We start from the raw sequence: 14,338 nt of genomic DNA, 5'->3' as shown, positions 1-14,338 counted from the left end.
TGTTCCTCGCATGCCCATCATCCCGACCATTCGCTGCCGCCACATGGCCACGTCGCTGGCGTTCTACACGAACGTGCTCGACTTCACGTGCATCGGTGGTGACGACGCGGTCGCCGACCCGGCGTTCTGCGCCCTCGAGCGGGAAGGGGAGCGGGTCTATCTCTCCAGCCACCGAGGAGATGGCGAGTTCGGGCAGGCCATCGCGATCGAATGTGACGACGTCGATGTGATCGCTCGAACATTGCGCGCACGCGGGCTCGTCACGCCGGGCAACCCCGACGCGCCGACGATGGTGCACGAGGGGCCGATCGACCAGAGTTGGGGGACGCGCGAGTTCTACGTCGACGATCCGGACGGCAACACGCTGCGGTTTGTCTGTGTGCCGGGGGAGCACGCGTCGGCCGCCGCGCGCCTGCCGCACAATCGCTCCATTCCCGACGCGTACGTGATCCCGGTGCGCAGCTATCCGCAGTTGGATGGCGCGGTGCGCTGGTTGCGCGACGTGCTGGGATGCCGGGAACGCCTGCGCATTCCGGGGGAGCGCGTGCAGCTCACGCTCGGCACCGGCGCCGTGGTCGTCGCCGCGTGGGACGCGGACGCTGTCCCGCCCACGGGGGGACGCCCACCCGCCACCCTGATGGTGCGCGTGCCGGATGTCGACGCCGTGTATGCACGCGCCCTTGCCGCGGGAGGGAGCGGTGTCAACGAACCGGCCGACATGCCGTACGGCGAACGCCAGGCGGTTGTTCGCGACCTGGCGGGACATTCGTGGACGCTGACGCAAACCATCGCCGATGTGGATCCGGCCGTGTGGGGGGGCGAGTTGGTGGAGTGAGGGGAGCCGTGTCGGGCGCTCGTGTGTTGCGGCTGGGGGAGGAGCGACGCCTGGATTAGGACTGGAGTCGAAACCGGGTCAGGGCCCGGGGTGGAGCGGCTCGGGGTCGGGAACAGGCGGCATGTGTCGCAGAGTTAGTCGCGACACGCCATCGTTGCACACGACCGCATGCCCACGCGCGCCCGGCTGACGCTCCCCTCCATTCGCTCGCTCGTCGACTCCGCGCGCCCGGCGGTGTGGCCGGCGGTGTCGGTCGGCTTCGTGCCGATCGCGCTGGTCGCCGCCGCCAGCGTCGTGCTCGGAATCGAAGTCCAACTGATGACGCGCGACGTCGCCGCCATCGGCGAGGTTCATCCGCTGGCCGGTGTGCTCTCCAGCCTCGGCGTCCTGCTCTGGTGGACCAGCGCGACCATCTGGCTCTTCTCGGCCAACGTCTTTCGGACGCAGGGGCGGCCGGACGATGCGCGCTTCGCGCTCGGCGGGGGGGCGCTCTCCGCGTACCTGGCGCTCGACGATCTCTTTCAGTTCCACGAGGCGCTCGCCCCCACCTATCTCGGCATCCCCGAGGCGGTCGTGTACGCCGCACTGCTCGTGGCGTTCGTCGCCTACTTCGTGGCGTTCTGGGGGCGCATCCTCGAGCACGGCGCCCTCTTCGTGTTTGTCGCGGTTGGGATGCTGGCTGCGTCGGCCTCGGTCGACGTGGTGCTCGACAAGTACCTCGGGCGCCTCGGTCACTGGAACTATCTCTTCGAGGACGGGCTCAAGTGGCTAGGGATCTGCTGCTGGTTCGTCTTCGCGGCGATGCGCTGTCGCGCGGGGCTGCTGGCTCGGCGGGCGGTCTAGCCGGCTAGGGACCGGCCGGGGTCAGAGCTGGGGTCAGAGCTGGGGTCAAAGCCTGGCTCTGACCCCAGCGTCCACCACAACCTACGGCTTCTTCCGCCGACCGCGGTTGGCCAGGTCCAGCTCCCAGGGCTCGCCGTTGATCGTGGCGGTGGGCGTCGAGGTCCCGTTGAAGGTGATCACGACCTCGCGGGTCACGGACTTGCCATCGTTAGGTCCGCCGGTGATGACCACGGTGTACTTCTTGGTCACGGTTCCGGAGAGGGGCCAGCTGGTGGCGGTGCGGGGGACGGGGATCACGACGTTGTCGCGCTTGACCGTGAAGGTCATGTCGTACTGCCGCGTGCTCCCGTCCTCGGTAGTCCGGACGCGGGAGATGGTCCCGCTCCCCGTCCCGTTCCACGTCGCCTTGGTCTCCTGCCCCACGAGCCCCGAGACGGTGAACTCGGCGTTGCGGTCGACCGTCATGGTCACCCGTTCCCGGGCGATCGTCCCTTCCACAGAAGCGCGGACCGAGACCGACGCGGTGGTGAGCGAATCGTAAGCGCTCTGCACGTTCCCTGCCGCATCCTTGTAGGTACAGATGCGCGAGATGGTCAATCCGTCGCGACCGGCGTTGGTGCACTCGAAGTTGCCGCGGGCGGCGGCGAGGCCAAGTCCGAACGTGCCGCCGGGGCCTCGCATGAGTTCGACGTCCTGGCCGAGCGTCTCGACGGTGACCGTCGCCACGTCGGCGTTGACGAGGGCGTTGTTGACTTCGGACAGCGGGGCGGAGGTGGTGGAGTCTGCGGAGCACGCCGTGACCGTCGCGAGGAGCGCGAGTACCGCCGGGACGGTGTACGGGGCGAGGGGTCGCATGAAACGCATGGTGAAGGCTCCTGAGGTGTGGGGATGGGGTCGGTCGACGTCATGCACGCCCCCACGCGCCGGGCGCGTGAGACGCATCACAACGATCGATCGGTCGCTACACCCCCGGGCCCGGTGGCGGCTGACAAGCGTCCATGTCGCGACGCTTCGAACGGGGAGACGACGGTCGGCGCGCGGCGTTAAGGCGGCATAATCTGCTGGCAGCGTGGCGCCGGTCTCGCGCGCGCCGCTCCCGCCCGGCGCTCCGCTCGCGCCCGCCGCTCAGCTCCCGCCGAGCGCTCAATACCCCTTCGCCAACCCCGTCCCCCTCGGTTCGCTCACCCCCTCCCACCCCGTCCCTCGCCGCTTGATGCTCTGCACCCAGGCCAGCGACCCCCACGGCGACACCTTCACGGCGTGGCCCAACGGCGCCATCACCGTTGCCGCCGTGTCGGCCCAGGCCCCGCGCTCCACCAGCAGCGAGTCGGGGACGTCCTGGTGATGGAACTGCGGCGCCGCCATCGCCTCGCCTAACGGCTTGCCGTAGTCGATGACGCTGACGATGAGGTGCGCCACCGCTGTAATGATGTAGGCACCGCCCGCCGCCCCGGTCACCAGCATCGGCGCCCCCGCCGAGTCGAGCACGATGGTGGGCGTCATGCTCGAGAGCATGCGCTTCCCCGGGGCGATGGCGTTCGCCTCGCCCTGCACGAGCCCCATCTGGTTCACCGCTCCCACCGCCGTCGTGAAGTCGTCCATCTCGTCGTTGAGCAGGAACTGCGCGCCGGGGACGGTGAAGGCCGCGCCGTAGCTGTTGTTGATCGTGGTGGTGATGGCCACGGCGTTTCCCATGGCGTCGACCACGGAGAAGTGCGTGGTGTGCTTCTTCTCCTTCGGCGTCGGCGCCGGCGGGCTTCCCGACGACTTCTCGCCGATCTCGGCGCGCAGCGCCGCCGCCGTGTCGCGACTCAGGAACGAGGCGGTGGGGATCTTCACGAAGGCGGGGTCTCCCAGCAGCGTGTTGCGCCTGACGAACGCACGCCGCTCGGCCTCGGCCAGCAGATGGATCGACGCCGGCGTGCGCCATCCCAGCGACGCGAGGTCCTTCCCCTCGACGATGCCGAGGATGAGGGCAAGGGTCAGTCCGCCTGACGAGACGGGGGGCATGGAGACGACGCGATGCCCGCGATAGCCGAACTCCACTGGGGTGCGCCACGCAGGCTGATACGACGCCAGGTCGGCCTTGCTGATGATCCCGCCGCCCGACTTCATGCTGGCGACGATGAGGTCGGCCGTTTCGCCGGTGTAGAAGCCGTCGCGTCCGCGTTCGGCGATGCGCCGCAGCGCGGCGGCCAATCCCGGGGCACGCCACAAGGAGCCGATCGGGCGGAACTTGCCGTTCTCGAGGAAGAGCGCGGTGCTCGTGGAGTCGAGCGCCATGCGCTTGGCCGTCCCCTCGTCGTCATCGCGAAAGGCGCTGTCGATGGCGAAGCCCGAGTCGGCGAGTGTGATGGCGGTCTGCAGCAGCTCACGCCACGGGCGCGTGCCGTACTTCCTGTGCGCCTCGTACAGCCCGGCGACCGAGCCCGGGACGCCGGCGGCGAGTGCCCCGGTCACCGAACGATCGGTCGGTTGGCCATTGGCGTCGAGGTACATGTCGCGCGTTGCGGCTGCCGGCGCCGTCTCGCGGAAGTCGAGGGCGACGTTGGTCCCGTTGATGCGCGCCACCATGAAGCCGCCGCCGCCGAGGTTGCCGGCCGAGGGATAGGTCACGGCGAGCGTCATGGCCACCGCGACGGCGGCGTCGACCGCGTTGCCCCCTTGGCGCAGGACCGCAAGACCGGCCTCGGTGGCGAAGGGGGAGGCGCTGGCGATCATCGCCGAGTCGGCGGTGGCGACGATGGCGGGGCGCTGGTCGCTCCTGCCGGGCGACGCCTCACTGGCAGCTGGCGGCGTCTCGGTGCCGCGGCAGGCCGAAAGTGCCAGGAGGAGGAGCGAGGAGCGGGCGGCGAGCGAGCGCATGGGGGCGTGGGGCGAGGGGAGGTCGGGCGCCCGCAAAGCTGTGGGTGGAGGGGTGCCGTGAGCGCCGTCCACCGGCACGCGCGCCCGGCGAACGGCCGAGGCCCCCCCCACGAGATGAGGTGAGGGACCGCCCGAAGCAGCAGAGCGAGCCGAAGAAGGTACGCCCCCCCCCCCCCCCGCCCCCCCCCCCCCCGGTCCCCTCCCCGGGGGGGGTTGGACGACGCCGCTCCCGTCTGATGGGACGTCGCATGGCACGACGTCGCAGCGCCCTTGGTCGTTCCCAGCAACATTGAGCAGCACGGGGGCGGGGAAGAGCCCCCGGCGCGGAAGAACGGAAACCGGGCGAGCGCCGAGGTGCCTAGTCGCGCGAGTCGTCCGAAGACAAACCGGGAGCACGTAGAACAGCTCTCCGGATCCGCGATGACGGCGACCTTCAGCGCTTCCATCCCAGGGCCGATGGGGGGGGGGGCGCGCCGCGTTTCGGGCAGTGTCTTGACCCCTGCCCTCGTGAAACCCCCACCGGCGCATGCCCCTTCTCCCCGGCGCCCGGGGGAGGACCGCGTGCGACGCCCCACCGACATCCCGTTGCCGGAGCATCCGCGTCCGGACTTCGAACGCAGCGAGTGGCTAAACCTCAACGGGCGATGGCGCTTTGCCTTCGATGCGGCGGACGTCGGTGAGCGCTCGCGCTGGATGGAAGCCGACCTCCCCGGACGTCGCGAGATACTCGTGCCGTTCTCGTGGGGTGCCCCACTGTCGGGCGTTCCTGACAGCGCCGAGATCGGGTGGTACGCGCGCCCCATCGACATCCCGGCCGCGTGGAGCGGGCGACGCATCTTCGTGGTGTTCGGCGCCTCCGACTGGCGCACCTCGGCGTGGATCGACGGTGTGCCGATCGGCACGCATCAGGGTGGCTACACGCCATTCTCGTTCGAGGTGACCGGCGCCGCACGTGCCGCGGGGCCGCACCGATTGACCGTGCGCGTGGACGACGCGCCGCATGCGTTCAAGCTCGAGGGGAAGCAGGGGTACGGAAAGGCGCGCGGGATGTGGCAGACGGTGTACCTCGAGGCGCGTGGCAGCACACCGCTGGAAGCGGTGCACTTCACACCGCGTGCTGATCTCGCCGGCGTCGGTGTCGATGTGCGACTGCGCGAGCCGGCGCCGCGCGACCTCACGGTGCGCCTCGCCTTCACCAATCGGGCGGGGCAACCGGAGCAGTCGGTGCGCATCGCCAGAGGGCGCGCGGCGGCGCACCTGGAGGTGTCGCTGCCTAACGCCCGTCGGTGGTCGCTGGACGATCCGTTCCTGCACGAGGTGACGGCGACGGTGGCCGGTGACGGCGTGGTGGAAGATCGGGTCAGGAGCTACTTCGGTTTGCGCACCATCTCCGTGGTCAACCTGCCGGGGACCGACCATCCGTACGTGAGCATCAACGGCCAACCGGTGTACTTGCAGCTGGCGCTGGACCAGGCCTACCACCCCGACGGCTTCTACACTTTCCCCACCGACAGCGTCCTGCGCCACGAGATCCTGCTGGCGCGACAGATCGGGCTCAACGGGCTGCGCGAGCACATCAAGATCGAGTCACCGCGCAAGCTGTATTGGGCCGATCGGCTGGGAGTGCTCATCATGGCCGACGTGCCCAACTGGTGGGGACCGCCGGACTCCGCGGCCTTCGCCGAGCACGAGACGGCGATGCGCGGCATGCTCGACCGCGACTACAATCATCCCTCCGTCTTCAGCTACGTGATGTTCAACGAGACGTGGGGGCTGCAGACCAAGGTCGACAATCGCGAGCGATACACGCCGGAGACGCAGCAGCAGGTGGTACGCGTGGTGCGCCTGGCCAAGTCGCTCGACCCAACGCGGCTGGTGGAGGACAACTCGATCTGCTGTGGCGCCGGCCATACCGAGACGGATCTCAACACCTGGCACGAGTACCTGCCGGGGTGGCGATGGGCCGAGTACATGTCGCGGCTCGACGACAGCACCTTCACCGGCTCGCCCTTTCACTTCGAGCCCGGCTACAAGCAGGGGCGCCAGCCCATGTTCAACTCCGAGTTCGGCAACGTGTGGGGGTACACGGGGAGCACGGGCGATGTGGATTGGAGCTGGGACTACCGGCGCGCCATGGATGCCTTCCGGCGCCACCCGAAGCTGGCCGGCTGGCTGTATACCGAGCACCACGACGTGATCAACGAGTGGAACGGCTACTGGCGCTTCGATCGCACGTGGAAGGAGACGGGCTTTGGTGCGTTGGTCCCCGGCATGTCGCTGCGGGACCTGCACGCGCCGTTGTACCTAGCGGTGGGCGATTCGCTGCTGAGCCACGAGGTGAGCGCCGGTGCGCGCGTCGATGTTCCGCTCTACGCGTCGTTCCTGTCAGGCTCCACCGCATACGGCGATTCGCTGACGATTCGTGCCGAGCTGTCGGGCTGGAACAGCTTTGGCGAGCGGAAGACGTATGGCACGTACGTGCGACGCATCGCGTACCGGCCGTGGCTGACCGCCACGCTCGCCCCGCTGTCGATCACGACGCCGCCCGAGGCGAGCGTGTCGGTGCTCGCGGTGCGGCTGGAGGATGCGGCGGGGACCGTACTGCATCGCAACTTCACGACGTTCATCGTCTCGGGCGAGGAGCCGTCGAGTGGCGTGCTGGCCGACGGGCGCCGTGTGCGCGTGTCGCGCGTGGGTGCGACCGATGCACGCGACGCCCAGTGGTCGCTCAAGCAGTGGCGTGTGTTAGGCGACCGGAAGCTCAACGGGACGGGGAGCGGCTACACCGAGTATCGCATCCCCTGGCCGGCAGGGCTTGCCGCGCGGGATGTGGCCAGTGCGACGTTCCTGGTCGAGGCGTCGGCCAAGCGACTCAACGGCAAGGACCGCGACAGCACCGTGGTCGGGAGCGGCGACTACATGCGGGGCGGCGGACTGCAGGATCGCAGCCAGAACAAGAACAGCTACCCGATGACGAGCGCGCACGCCTTCCCGAGCGCGGTCACCATCCGCGTGAACGGCGAGGTGGCGGCGCGTCATGAGCTCGCCGATGATCCGGCGGATTCACGCGGCATCCTGAGCTGGAACGCACAGCCATTCGATCGCACGCTCACCGAGGCCGGGTCGTACGGCGAGCTGCTGCGCGTTCCGATCAGCGCCGCCGCGATTGCCGCCTCGGCGACGACGGGTGAGATCGTGGTTCGGCTCGAGGTGAGCGACGCGCTGCCCGGGGGGCTGGCCGTCTACGGTGCACGCTTCGGTCGATACCCTGTGGATCCCACGGTGTTGTTCGTGCTGCGCGACTAGGACTACGATGCCTGAGCGCTCCTCAATCGACACTCACATGGAGACCCGCATGCGCCTGCTGTTGCGCGCCGGCATTCGATGTTCGCTCCTCGTCACGCTCGTTGCCGCTGGCGGGTGCCGCATGAGCGAGCGACCGGTCCCAAGGGCGTCGTTGACGCGCGAGCCGTTCGGAAGCACGCCCGCTGGGGAGGCGGTCGAACTGGTCACGTTGACCAACGCGCGCGGGATGGAGCTGCGCGCCATGTCGTACGGGGCGATCATCGTCTCGCTCAAGGTGCCCGATCGCGCCGGCGTGCTGGGCGACGTGGTGCTTGGCTACGACTCCCTGGCCGGGTACGTGGCCTCGTCGCCCTACTTCGGGGCGGTGGTGGGGCGCTATGGCAACCGCATCGCAAAGGGCAAGTTCACGCTCGACGGACAGCAGTACACGCTCGCGGTCAACAACGGGCCTAACGCACTGCACGGCGGGCTGCGCGGCTTCGACAAGGTGGTGTGGGGGGTGGACACGTCACACACGGCCGAAGGGAGCCGGGTGACGTTCCGATACGTGAGCAAGGATGGCGAGGAGGGGTATCCCGGCACGCTGACGGCGGCGGTCTCGTACACCCTCACCGATGCAAACGAGGTGCGCATCGCATACGAAGCGACGACCGACAAGGCGACGCCCGTCAACCTGACGCAGCACACGTACTTCAACCTGGCCGGCAGCGGCGACATTCTCGGGCACACACTCACCTTCGCGGCCGATCGTTACGTGCCGGTGGATTCGACGCTCATTCCGACCGGCGAGCTCGCCCCCGTGGCGGGGACCCCGTTCGACTTCACCAGCGCCCACGCGATCGGCGAGCGGATCGACGCGGATCATCCCCAACTGCGAAATGGTGGTGGATACGATCACACCATCGTGCTGACGCGTGCCGACACGGGACTGGCGCTGGCCGCCACGCTGCGGGAGGCGACGACCGGTCGCACGCTGCAGGTGCACACGACCGAGCCTGGCGTGCAGTTCTATACGGGCAACTTTCTCGACGGGACGCTGACGGGGAAAGGCGGCGTGGTCTATCGGCGCCGGAACGGGCTCTGCCTCGAGACGCAGCACTTTCCCGATTCACCGAATCGTCCGTCGTTCCCGAATACGATCCTTCGGCCGGGCGACGTGTATCGCTCGCGCACGGTGTGGATGTTCGGGACGGAGTGAGCCGTCGAGGGCTTCGCGATACGAGGGCGGTGTGTCGCGGAGCGCGTGTGGAGCCGCCTCTCCGCGCGTGCGCGAGATGCGACGCGCCACCGCGCTCGCAAGTCGCTGCGCTGTCAGGGCGCCACGACCGGCGCGACAAACCGCTTCGACTGCCGCTCGTATGCATGCGCCCACGCCAGCACGCGCGCATCCTCGCCCGGGAGTCCAACGATCGACAGGTTCATCGCCGGCATCCCGTCGGCGCCGTACCCCGCCGGCACCGACACCTCCGGCAGCCCGAGCCAGTTGCCGTAGCTTAGCGTCGTGCGGACGTCCGGCCACTTGTCGACCGCGCGCGGGGCATTGAACGGCATCGTGGGATAGACCATCGCCGCGACGCCCGCCTTCTGCATCGACGCCACCAGCGCCGCCACCACCTCGGCACGTGAGCGCGCGAAGGAGAGGGTGGCGGGGTCCTGCGTCATCGGCTGGTCGAGCAGCGGCACGCACGCCTCGTACGTCTTGGGGAGCACGTCGTAGAACGACTGGAACGCCGCGTAGCCGCGCCGAATCGCTCCGCGCGGATCGTCGGTGCGTCCGGTGAAGTAGTGCAGCAGGGCGTTGGCGGTTGGTGCCGGCGCGTTGGCGTCGACCGCGACGTCGCCACGCGCGCGCGCCGACTCGGCGAAGGCGTCGCGGAAGGTCATGCGGGTGACCGTCGGCGTGAACGACTCGACGACGGCCCCAGCGAGGCGCAGGTCGCTGACCGCACGATCCCAAACCGCCAGCGCCTCCGCCGTCATCTGCGATCGCGCGACGTTGGGCTCGGCGAGGCCGAGCCTAACGCCGGCGAGGGCGTCGTCCCGCAGCGCGGCGAGCGGGGCGCCGTTCCACGCCGCGGTCAGCGCGAGCGGATCCGAGGCATCGGCCCCCGCGAGCACGGCGAGCATGAGCGCCGCGTCGGCCACAAAGCGGGAGAGCGGGCCGTGCGTGTCGAGAATCGGCCAGGTCGGGATGACTCCCGTGCGCGGGACGAGCCCAAAGCTCGGCTTCATCCCCACCACGCCGGTGAACTGCGCCGGGATTCGATTGGAGCCGCCGTCGTCGGTGCCGAGGGCGGCGAAGGCCATTCCGGCGGCCGCGGCCACGGCGGAGCCGGCGCTGGAACCACCAGGGGTGCGCGTGCCGGATCGATCGTAGGGGTTGAGGACCTGCCCGGTGTGGCTGCTCGTCCCGTTCCCTCGATAGGCGAAGTCGTCGGCGGCGGTCTTGCCGAGTACGACGGCCCCGGCGGCACGCAGGCGCGCGACCTCGAGGGCGTCGCGCCCCACCACCTCGGGAAAGAGCCGAGCCCACTCGGTGCTCGATGCGGTGGTGGGGAGCCCCTTCATGTCGTAGATCGACTTGGCGAAGACGGGGACGCCGTCCATCGGGCCGCGCAGTTTTCGCGCGCGTTGGCGCACATCGGAGGCCTTCGCCTCGGCGAGCGCCGACTCGGCGAGTACGTCGATGGCGCGCCACGTCATCCCGTCCCGGCGACAGCGGGCCAGCGCGGCCGCGGTCACCTCGGCCGCGCTCCAGCGTCCGCGGCGGCGCCCCGCCTGGTAGTCGGCGATAGTCCCGTCGAGCGGGTTGCTGCTGACGGACTGCCGATCCAGGCGTGGAAGCATGGCGAGGGCGGCGAGCTGGACGAGCGCTTCGCGGCGGGTCGGGGACATCGGGGGGCGGGACGGGGAGAACGACCGGGCACCGAACGAGGCGAACGATCCGTCCTGGCGCGGGGAGCTTCAAGGGGGAGAGCGGGCAGGCACCGAACGCGGGACCAGGTCGCGTGCCTCGCGGCGCGCCCTTCTCCCTTGACACCACCACGCGACACCGGCGAGTATCGAAGGACCATGCGCCGCGCTCTCCGCCACCTCATCGCACGCGTCGCCAGGACGGGGTTACTCCTCGTCTTCGCGTTGGGGTCGCCTGCGGTTGGGGGGGCCTTCCGATGCTGCAGCTCCGGGGAGCATGGTGCGGGGGCCACTCACGCGATGGGGAAGGGGACTGGCCCCGCGGTCGCGAGCGCGTCGACGAGTCACGAGTCGGCCCTCGCGGCGCAGCCTTCGGGGCATGAGCACCATCGCGCCGCTCGGTTCGCGGAGGACGCCGCGTCGAACGAGGACGCGCACGCTCGCGCTGATGCCCGGGAGGAGGTGCCGCCCGCCGATGCGCCGTCCGGTCCGTGCGACTGCATCGGTCACTGTTGCGCCGCCCCCGCGCTCGTCCACGTTGCACCTGCCACGCGCCTGGCCGTCGAGCTGCGCGTGGTCTCCGATGCCCCCGTCGTTGCGCGTGGCGACCGTCGCCCGCACGATCGTGTTGGCTTCCTCCTGCCGTTCGCCAACGGCCCACCGGCGCTCCTGACCGCGTAGCCCCCTCTACGTGGCAACGTCGTCGCCCGCCAATGCGGGGACCACGTGCCATCCCACGGTCTGGAGTCCCACATGCGCACCGTTTTGGTGATCGCGGTGGCGCTCGTGATGTCGTCGTCCGTCGGCTCCGCGCAGCAGGGCGCCATTCTCCTGCGAGAGGCATACACCTATCCGGTCGCCGCCGGCAGCAACGCACACGTGTTCCTCGCGATCGACAACTTCAGCACCCTCCCGTTGGCCATTCTTCGAACCTCCACCTCCGACGCACTGGCGGTCAGCTCCATCGGACTCGGCGCCGAAGGGAGCGCGGGCGAACAGGTCGCCAGCGCCTTCTTCGTTGCCGCGGGCCGCAGCATTCGCATGGCCCCGAGTGGCCCCCACCTCCTCCTGCTCGATGTCGGGCGCGAGCTCAAGGTGGGCGACCGCATCTCGCTCACGCTGCACGCGCTGGGGGATGTCGAGATCCCGGTGCGCGTCACCGTGCGACCCCCACCGGGGACCGTCGGTGTATCACGACGCGCATCGCGCTCGCGCCTCGTGGCGCCGTTTGTCGCCGTGACGCAGCGGCGCGACCGTGTGCCATCGCGCGGCGTCGCGCGTTCCCCAGATTCGACCTCATGACGCTTCAACGGTGGTGGTTCGCCCGAGGGAAACGCACGGCGCCGCACACGGTGCTGCACACGGCACTGCGTTGCGTCGCGCTGTTCGTTTTCCTCGTGGCGGCCACTGCCTGCTCGTCGGAAGACGCGTCGCTCCCGCTCCAGCGCCTGGTCGTGGTCATCCCGGTGGGGAACGAGTCGGCGGCGCTGTATGGCGTGGTGCGCAACCCTGGTACGGAGACCGACACGATCGTCGGCATCGAGGTCGAGCTCGCGTTGCAGGCGGCGTTGTTCTCGAGCCGCGAGCACCTGCTCCCCACGAGCGCGGCGGCGGCCGGGGAGGCGACGGGCAATCGCGCGACGGTCGTCCGGGCCGAACTCGCGCCGGGAGCGAAGCTGCGCTTCTCGCCCGATGGGCTGCACGCCTTGCTTAGTGGGCTCCGGCGCCCGCTGGTACGCGGTGACTCGACGCGCGTCACCGTGCGCTTCGCGCGCGGCGCGCCGGCCTCGGCTATGGCGCGCGTGATCGCCTATGCCGACCTCGATTCGATCGTCTCGCCGGAACTCAGCATCGAGGCGGTGCGCAACGTGGCGGCGCGCTTCCAACCCATCCACGACGACTCGCCGCTCGATAGCAGCGCCGTGGGGCCGTCGGCGGAGGAGGGGCGGGCCCTCTACCGCGCGAACGGGTGCGGAAGCTGCCACGGCCCCAGCGGCTGGGGCGACGGACCGGTGGGGAAGACGCTCAATCCGCCGCCGCGCGACTTTCGCGACGCCAACGCCTTCAAGAACGGGACAGCGGTGGAAGCCATCGCCCAGACCATCGCCACCGGGATCATGACCGGTGGCGCGATGCCACGCTTCGTCCACCTCACCAACGCCGAGCGCGAGTCGATCGCGCTGTACGTGATCTCCCTTCGCAGCATCCCACGGCAGTCCTTGCCGTCAGCACCCCCTCGTTCGTCGTCACCACCACCTCCAACACGAGAACCGAAATGAAACCGATATCCTCCCCGGCGCGCACGCTGCGCCCCTCCCCGATCGGCGCGCTGGCCGCGGCGCTGGTGGCATTCGCCGTGTTCGCCGCGCCCGTGCAGGCGCAGGGCGCCAAGGTCACGGCGAAGGACGCCTGGGTGCGCGAGGCAACCGGGGCGCGCAAGGTCACGGGGGCCTTCCTCGTCCTCGAGAACCCCGGGACGGTGGCACGCTCCGTGGTGAGCGGCACCGCCGATGTGGCCGAGAAGCTCGAGCTGCATGAGATGGTGCGCGACGGCACGATGATGAAGATGTCGCCCGTGAAGTCGATCGAGATCCCCGCCGGCGGCAAGACCGAGCTCAAGCCGGGCGGACTGCACCTGATGCTCTTCGGCCTCAAGCGTCCGCTTGCGGCTGGCGACTCGATCCACGTGACGCTCACGCTGGACGACGGATCCACCGTCATGCTCATGGCCGGCGTGCGCAAGCCCGGAGCGATGCCGTGATCGGGCGGCGCGGCTCGTGGGGGCGCGCGCTCGCGCTCGTCGCCCTCACGGTGGCGGCCGGCGCATGCGACCGGAAGCCGGCGCTCCCCATCGAGCCCATCGGCGGCGACTTCTCGTTGACCGACCACACGAGCCAGCGCTTCGAGCTCGCCTCGCAACGGGGCAAGGTGGTGCTGATCTTCTTCGGCTACAGCTTCTGTCCCGACGTCTGCCCCACCACCCTTTCCAAGCTCTCCTCGGTGACACGCCGCCTGGGAGAGGATCGCCCGAAGGTGAAGACGCTCTACATCACCGTCGATCCCGAGCGCGATACCCCCGAGGTGCTCAAGGCCGACCTCGACCAGTTCGACCTCGACGCCCTGGGCCTCACCGGGACGCGCGAGGAAGTCGACACGGTGGTCAAGTTGTATGGGGCGAAGTACGAGATCGTCCCGACGCCTGAGTCGGCGGCGCCGTACACGGTCTCGCACTCCACCACGCTGTACGCGCTCGATGCCAAGGGGCGCGTGCGACTGCAGTTTCCGTACGAGGCCACGGTCGACCAGATCGTGGCGGGGATCCGGCAGATCCTGGCTGACGAATCGTAGCCAGGTCCCGGGCGTTCCGGCTTTTGCACGTTGGGGTCAGCGCCATCGAATAGATCGTTCGATGAGGCTGACCCCAACGTGTTGGTGGGCGGCGGTGAGGCCGGCCCTCACACGCCCGCGCTCCTATTCCGAGATCGGCTTCGCGCGCTTGTCCTGCACGACGATCGGCCAGCCAGCCTTGCCCGGGAGCTTCGTGCTGCGCTGCGCGGCCTGCCACACGAAGCCCGC

Annotated in this window: 12 protein-coding genes; 9 read left to right on the top strand and 3 right to left on the bottom strand. The window is 69.6% G+C overall.

The features are described from left to right. The first annotated feature begins 10 nt into the window (after nucleotides 1-10). Both IPN47_21400 and IPN47_21395 read left to right on the top strand, forming a co-directional pair. On the top strand, nucleotides 11-835 hold the full coding sequence (locus tag IPN47_21400) for a VOC family protein (GenBank protein MBK9410554.1): 825 nt from the start codon (nucleotides 11-13) through the stop codon (nucleotides 833-835). Between the two features lie 168 nt (nucleotides 836-1,003). Then, entirely contained in the window at nucleotides 1,004-1,678 is a 675-nt protein-coding gene (locus IPN47_21395) for a hypothetical protein (protein ID MBK9410553.1), read from the top strand. Between the two features lie 81 nt (nucleotides 1,679-1,759). Here IPN47_21395 and IPN47_21390 read toward each other — a convergent pair whose 3' ends face one another. Beyond that, nucleotides 1,760-2,533 (bottom strand): hypothetical protein, encoded by a 774-nt coding sequence (locus IPN47_21390; GenBank protein MBK9410552.1) that lies wholly within the window; start codon nucleotides 2,531-2,533, stop codon nucleotides 1,760-1,762. Nucleotides 2,534-2,821: 288 nt separating this feature from the next. Continuing rightward, on the bottom strand, nucleotides 2,822-4,543 hold the full coding sequence (ggt, locus tag IPN47_21385) for a gamma-glutamyltransferase (protein ID MBK9410551.1): 1,722 nt from the start codon (nucleotides 4,541-4,543) through the stop codon (nucleotides 2,822-2,824). 561 nt (nucleotides 4,544-5,104) lie between these two features. Here ggt and IPN47_21380 point away from each other — a divergent pair. Together IPN47_21380 and IPN47_21375 are read left to right on the top strand one after the other, a co-directional pair. Further along, on the top strand, nucleotides 5,105-7,849 hold the full coding sequence (locus IPN47_21380; protein MBK9410550.1) for a glycoside hydrolase family 2: 2,745 nt from the start codon (nucleotides 5,105-5,107) through the stop codon (nucleotides 7,847-7,849). 37 nt (nucleotides 7,850-7,886) lie between these two features. Beyond that, nucleotides 7,887-9,047 carry a galactose mutarotase gene (locus tag IPN47_21375; protein ID MBK9410549.1) on the top strand — a complete coding sequence of 387 codons (1,161 nt, stop codon included), beginning with the start codon at nucleotides 7,887-7,889 and terminating at the stop codon, nucleotides 9,045-9,047. A gap of 113 nt (nucleotides 9,048-9,160) precedes the next feature. Here the strand turns inward: IPN47_21375 and IPN47_21370 are convergent, their stop codons facing one another. Continuing rightward, entirely contained in the window at nucleotides 9,161-10,744 is a 1,584-nt protein-coding gene (locus IPN47_21370; protein ID MBK9410548.1) for an amidase, read from the bottom strand. A 480-nt stretch (nucleotides 10,745-11,224) separates the two neighbouring features. Between IPN47_21370 and IPN47_21365 the strand changes: the two genes are divergently transcribed. The 5 genes from IPN47_21365 to IPN47_21345 all read left to right on the top strand — a co-directional run bounded on the left by IPN47_21365 (nucleotide 11,225) and on the right by IPN47_21345 (nucleotide 14,110). After that, nucleotides 11,225-11,443 carry a hypothetical protein gene (locus IPN47_21365; protein MBK9410547.1) on the top strand — a complete coding sequence of 73 codons (219 nt, stop codon included), beginning with the start codon at nucleotides 11,225-11,227 and terminating at the stop codon, nucleotides 11,441-11,443. A gap of 72 nt (nucleotides 11,444-11,515) precedes the next feature. Continuing rightward, nucleotides 11,516-12,064, top strand: coding sequence for a copper chaperone PCu(A)C (locus IPN47_21360; GenBank protein ID MBK9410546.1), 549 nt, complete (start codon nucleotides 11,516-11,518; stop codon nucleotides 12,062-12,064). Next, nucleotides 12,061-13,041: a copper chaperone PCu(A)C gene (locus tag IPN47_21355; protein ID MBK9410545.1), complete on the top strand. Its 981-nt coding sequence runs from the start codon at nucleotides 12,061-12,063 to the stop codon at nucleotides 13,039-13,041. The genes IPN47_21360 and IPN47_21355 overlap by 4 nt, the downstream gene beginning before the upstream one ends. Further along, entirely contained in the window at nucleotides 13,038-13,523 is a 486-nt protein-coding gene (locus tag IPN47_21350) for a copper chaperone PCu(A)C (protein MBK9410544.1), read from the top strand. Before IPN47_21355 ends, IPN47_21350 begins: the two co-directional genes overlap by 4 nt. Next, complete coding sequence (locus tag IPN47_21345) at nucleotides 13,520-14,110, top strand: SCO family protein (GenBank protein ID MBK9410543.1); 591 nt, start codon at nucleotides 13,520-13,522, stop codon at nucleotides 14,108-14,110. The genes IPN47_21350 and IPN47_21345 overlap by 4 nt, the downstream gene beginning before the upstream one ends. Nucleotides 14,111-14,338 lie beyond the last annotated feature (228 nt).

The sequence above is a fragment of the Gemmatimonadota bacterium genome, from assembly GCA_016719105.1.
Lineage (GTDB): Bacteria > Gemmatimonadota > Gemmatimonadetes > Gemmatimonadales > Gemmatimonadaceae > SCN-70-22.
This window is presented reverse-complemented; position numbering and strand designations above follow the sequence as displayed.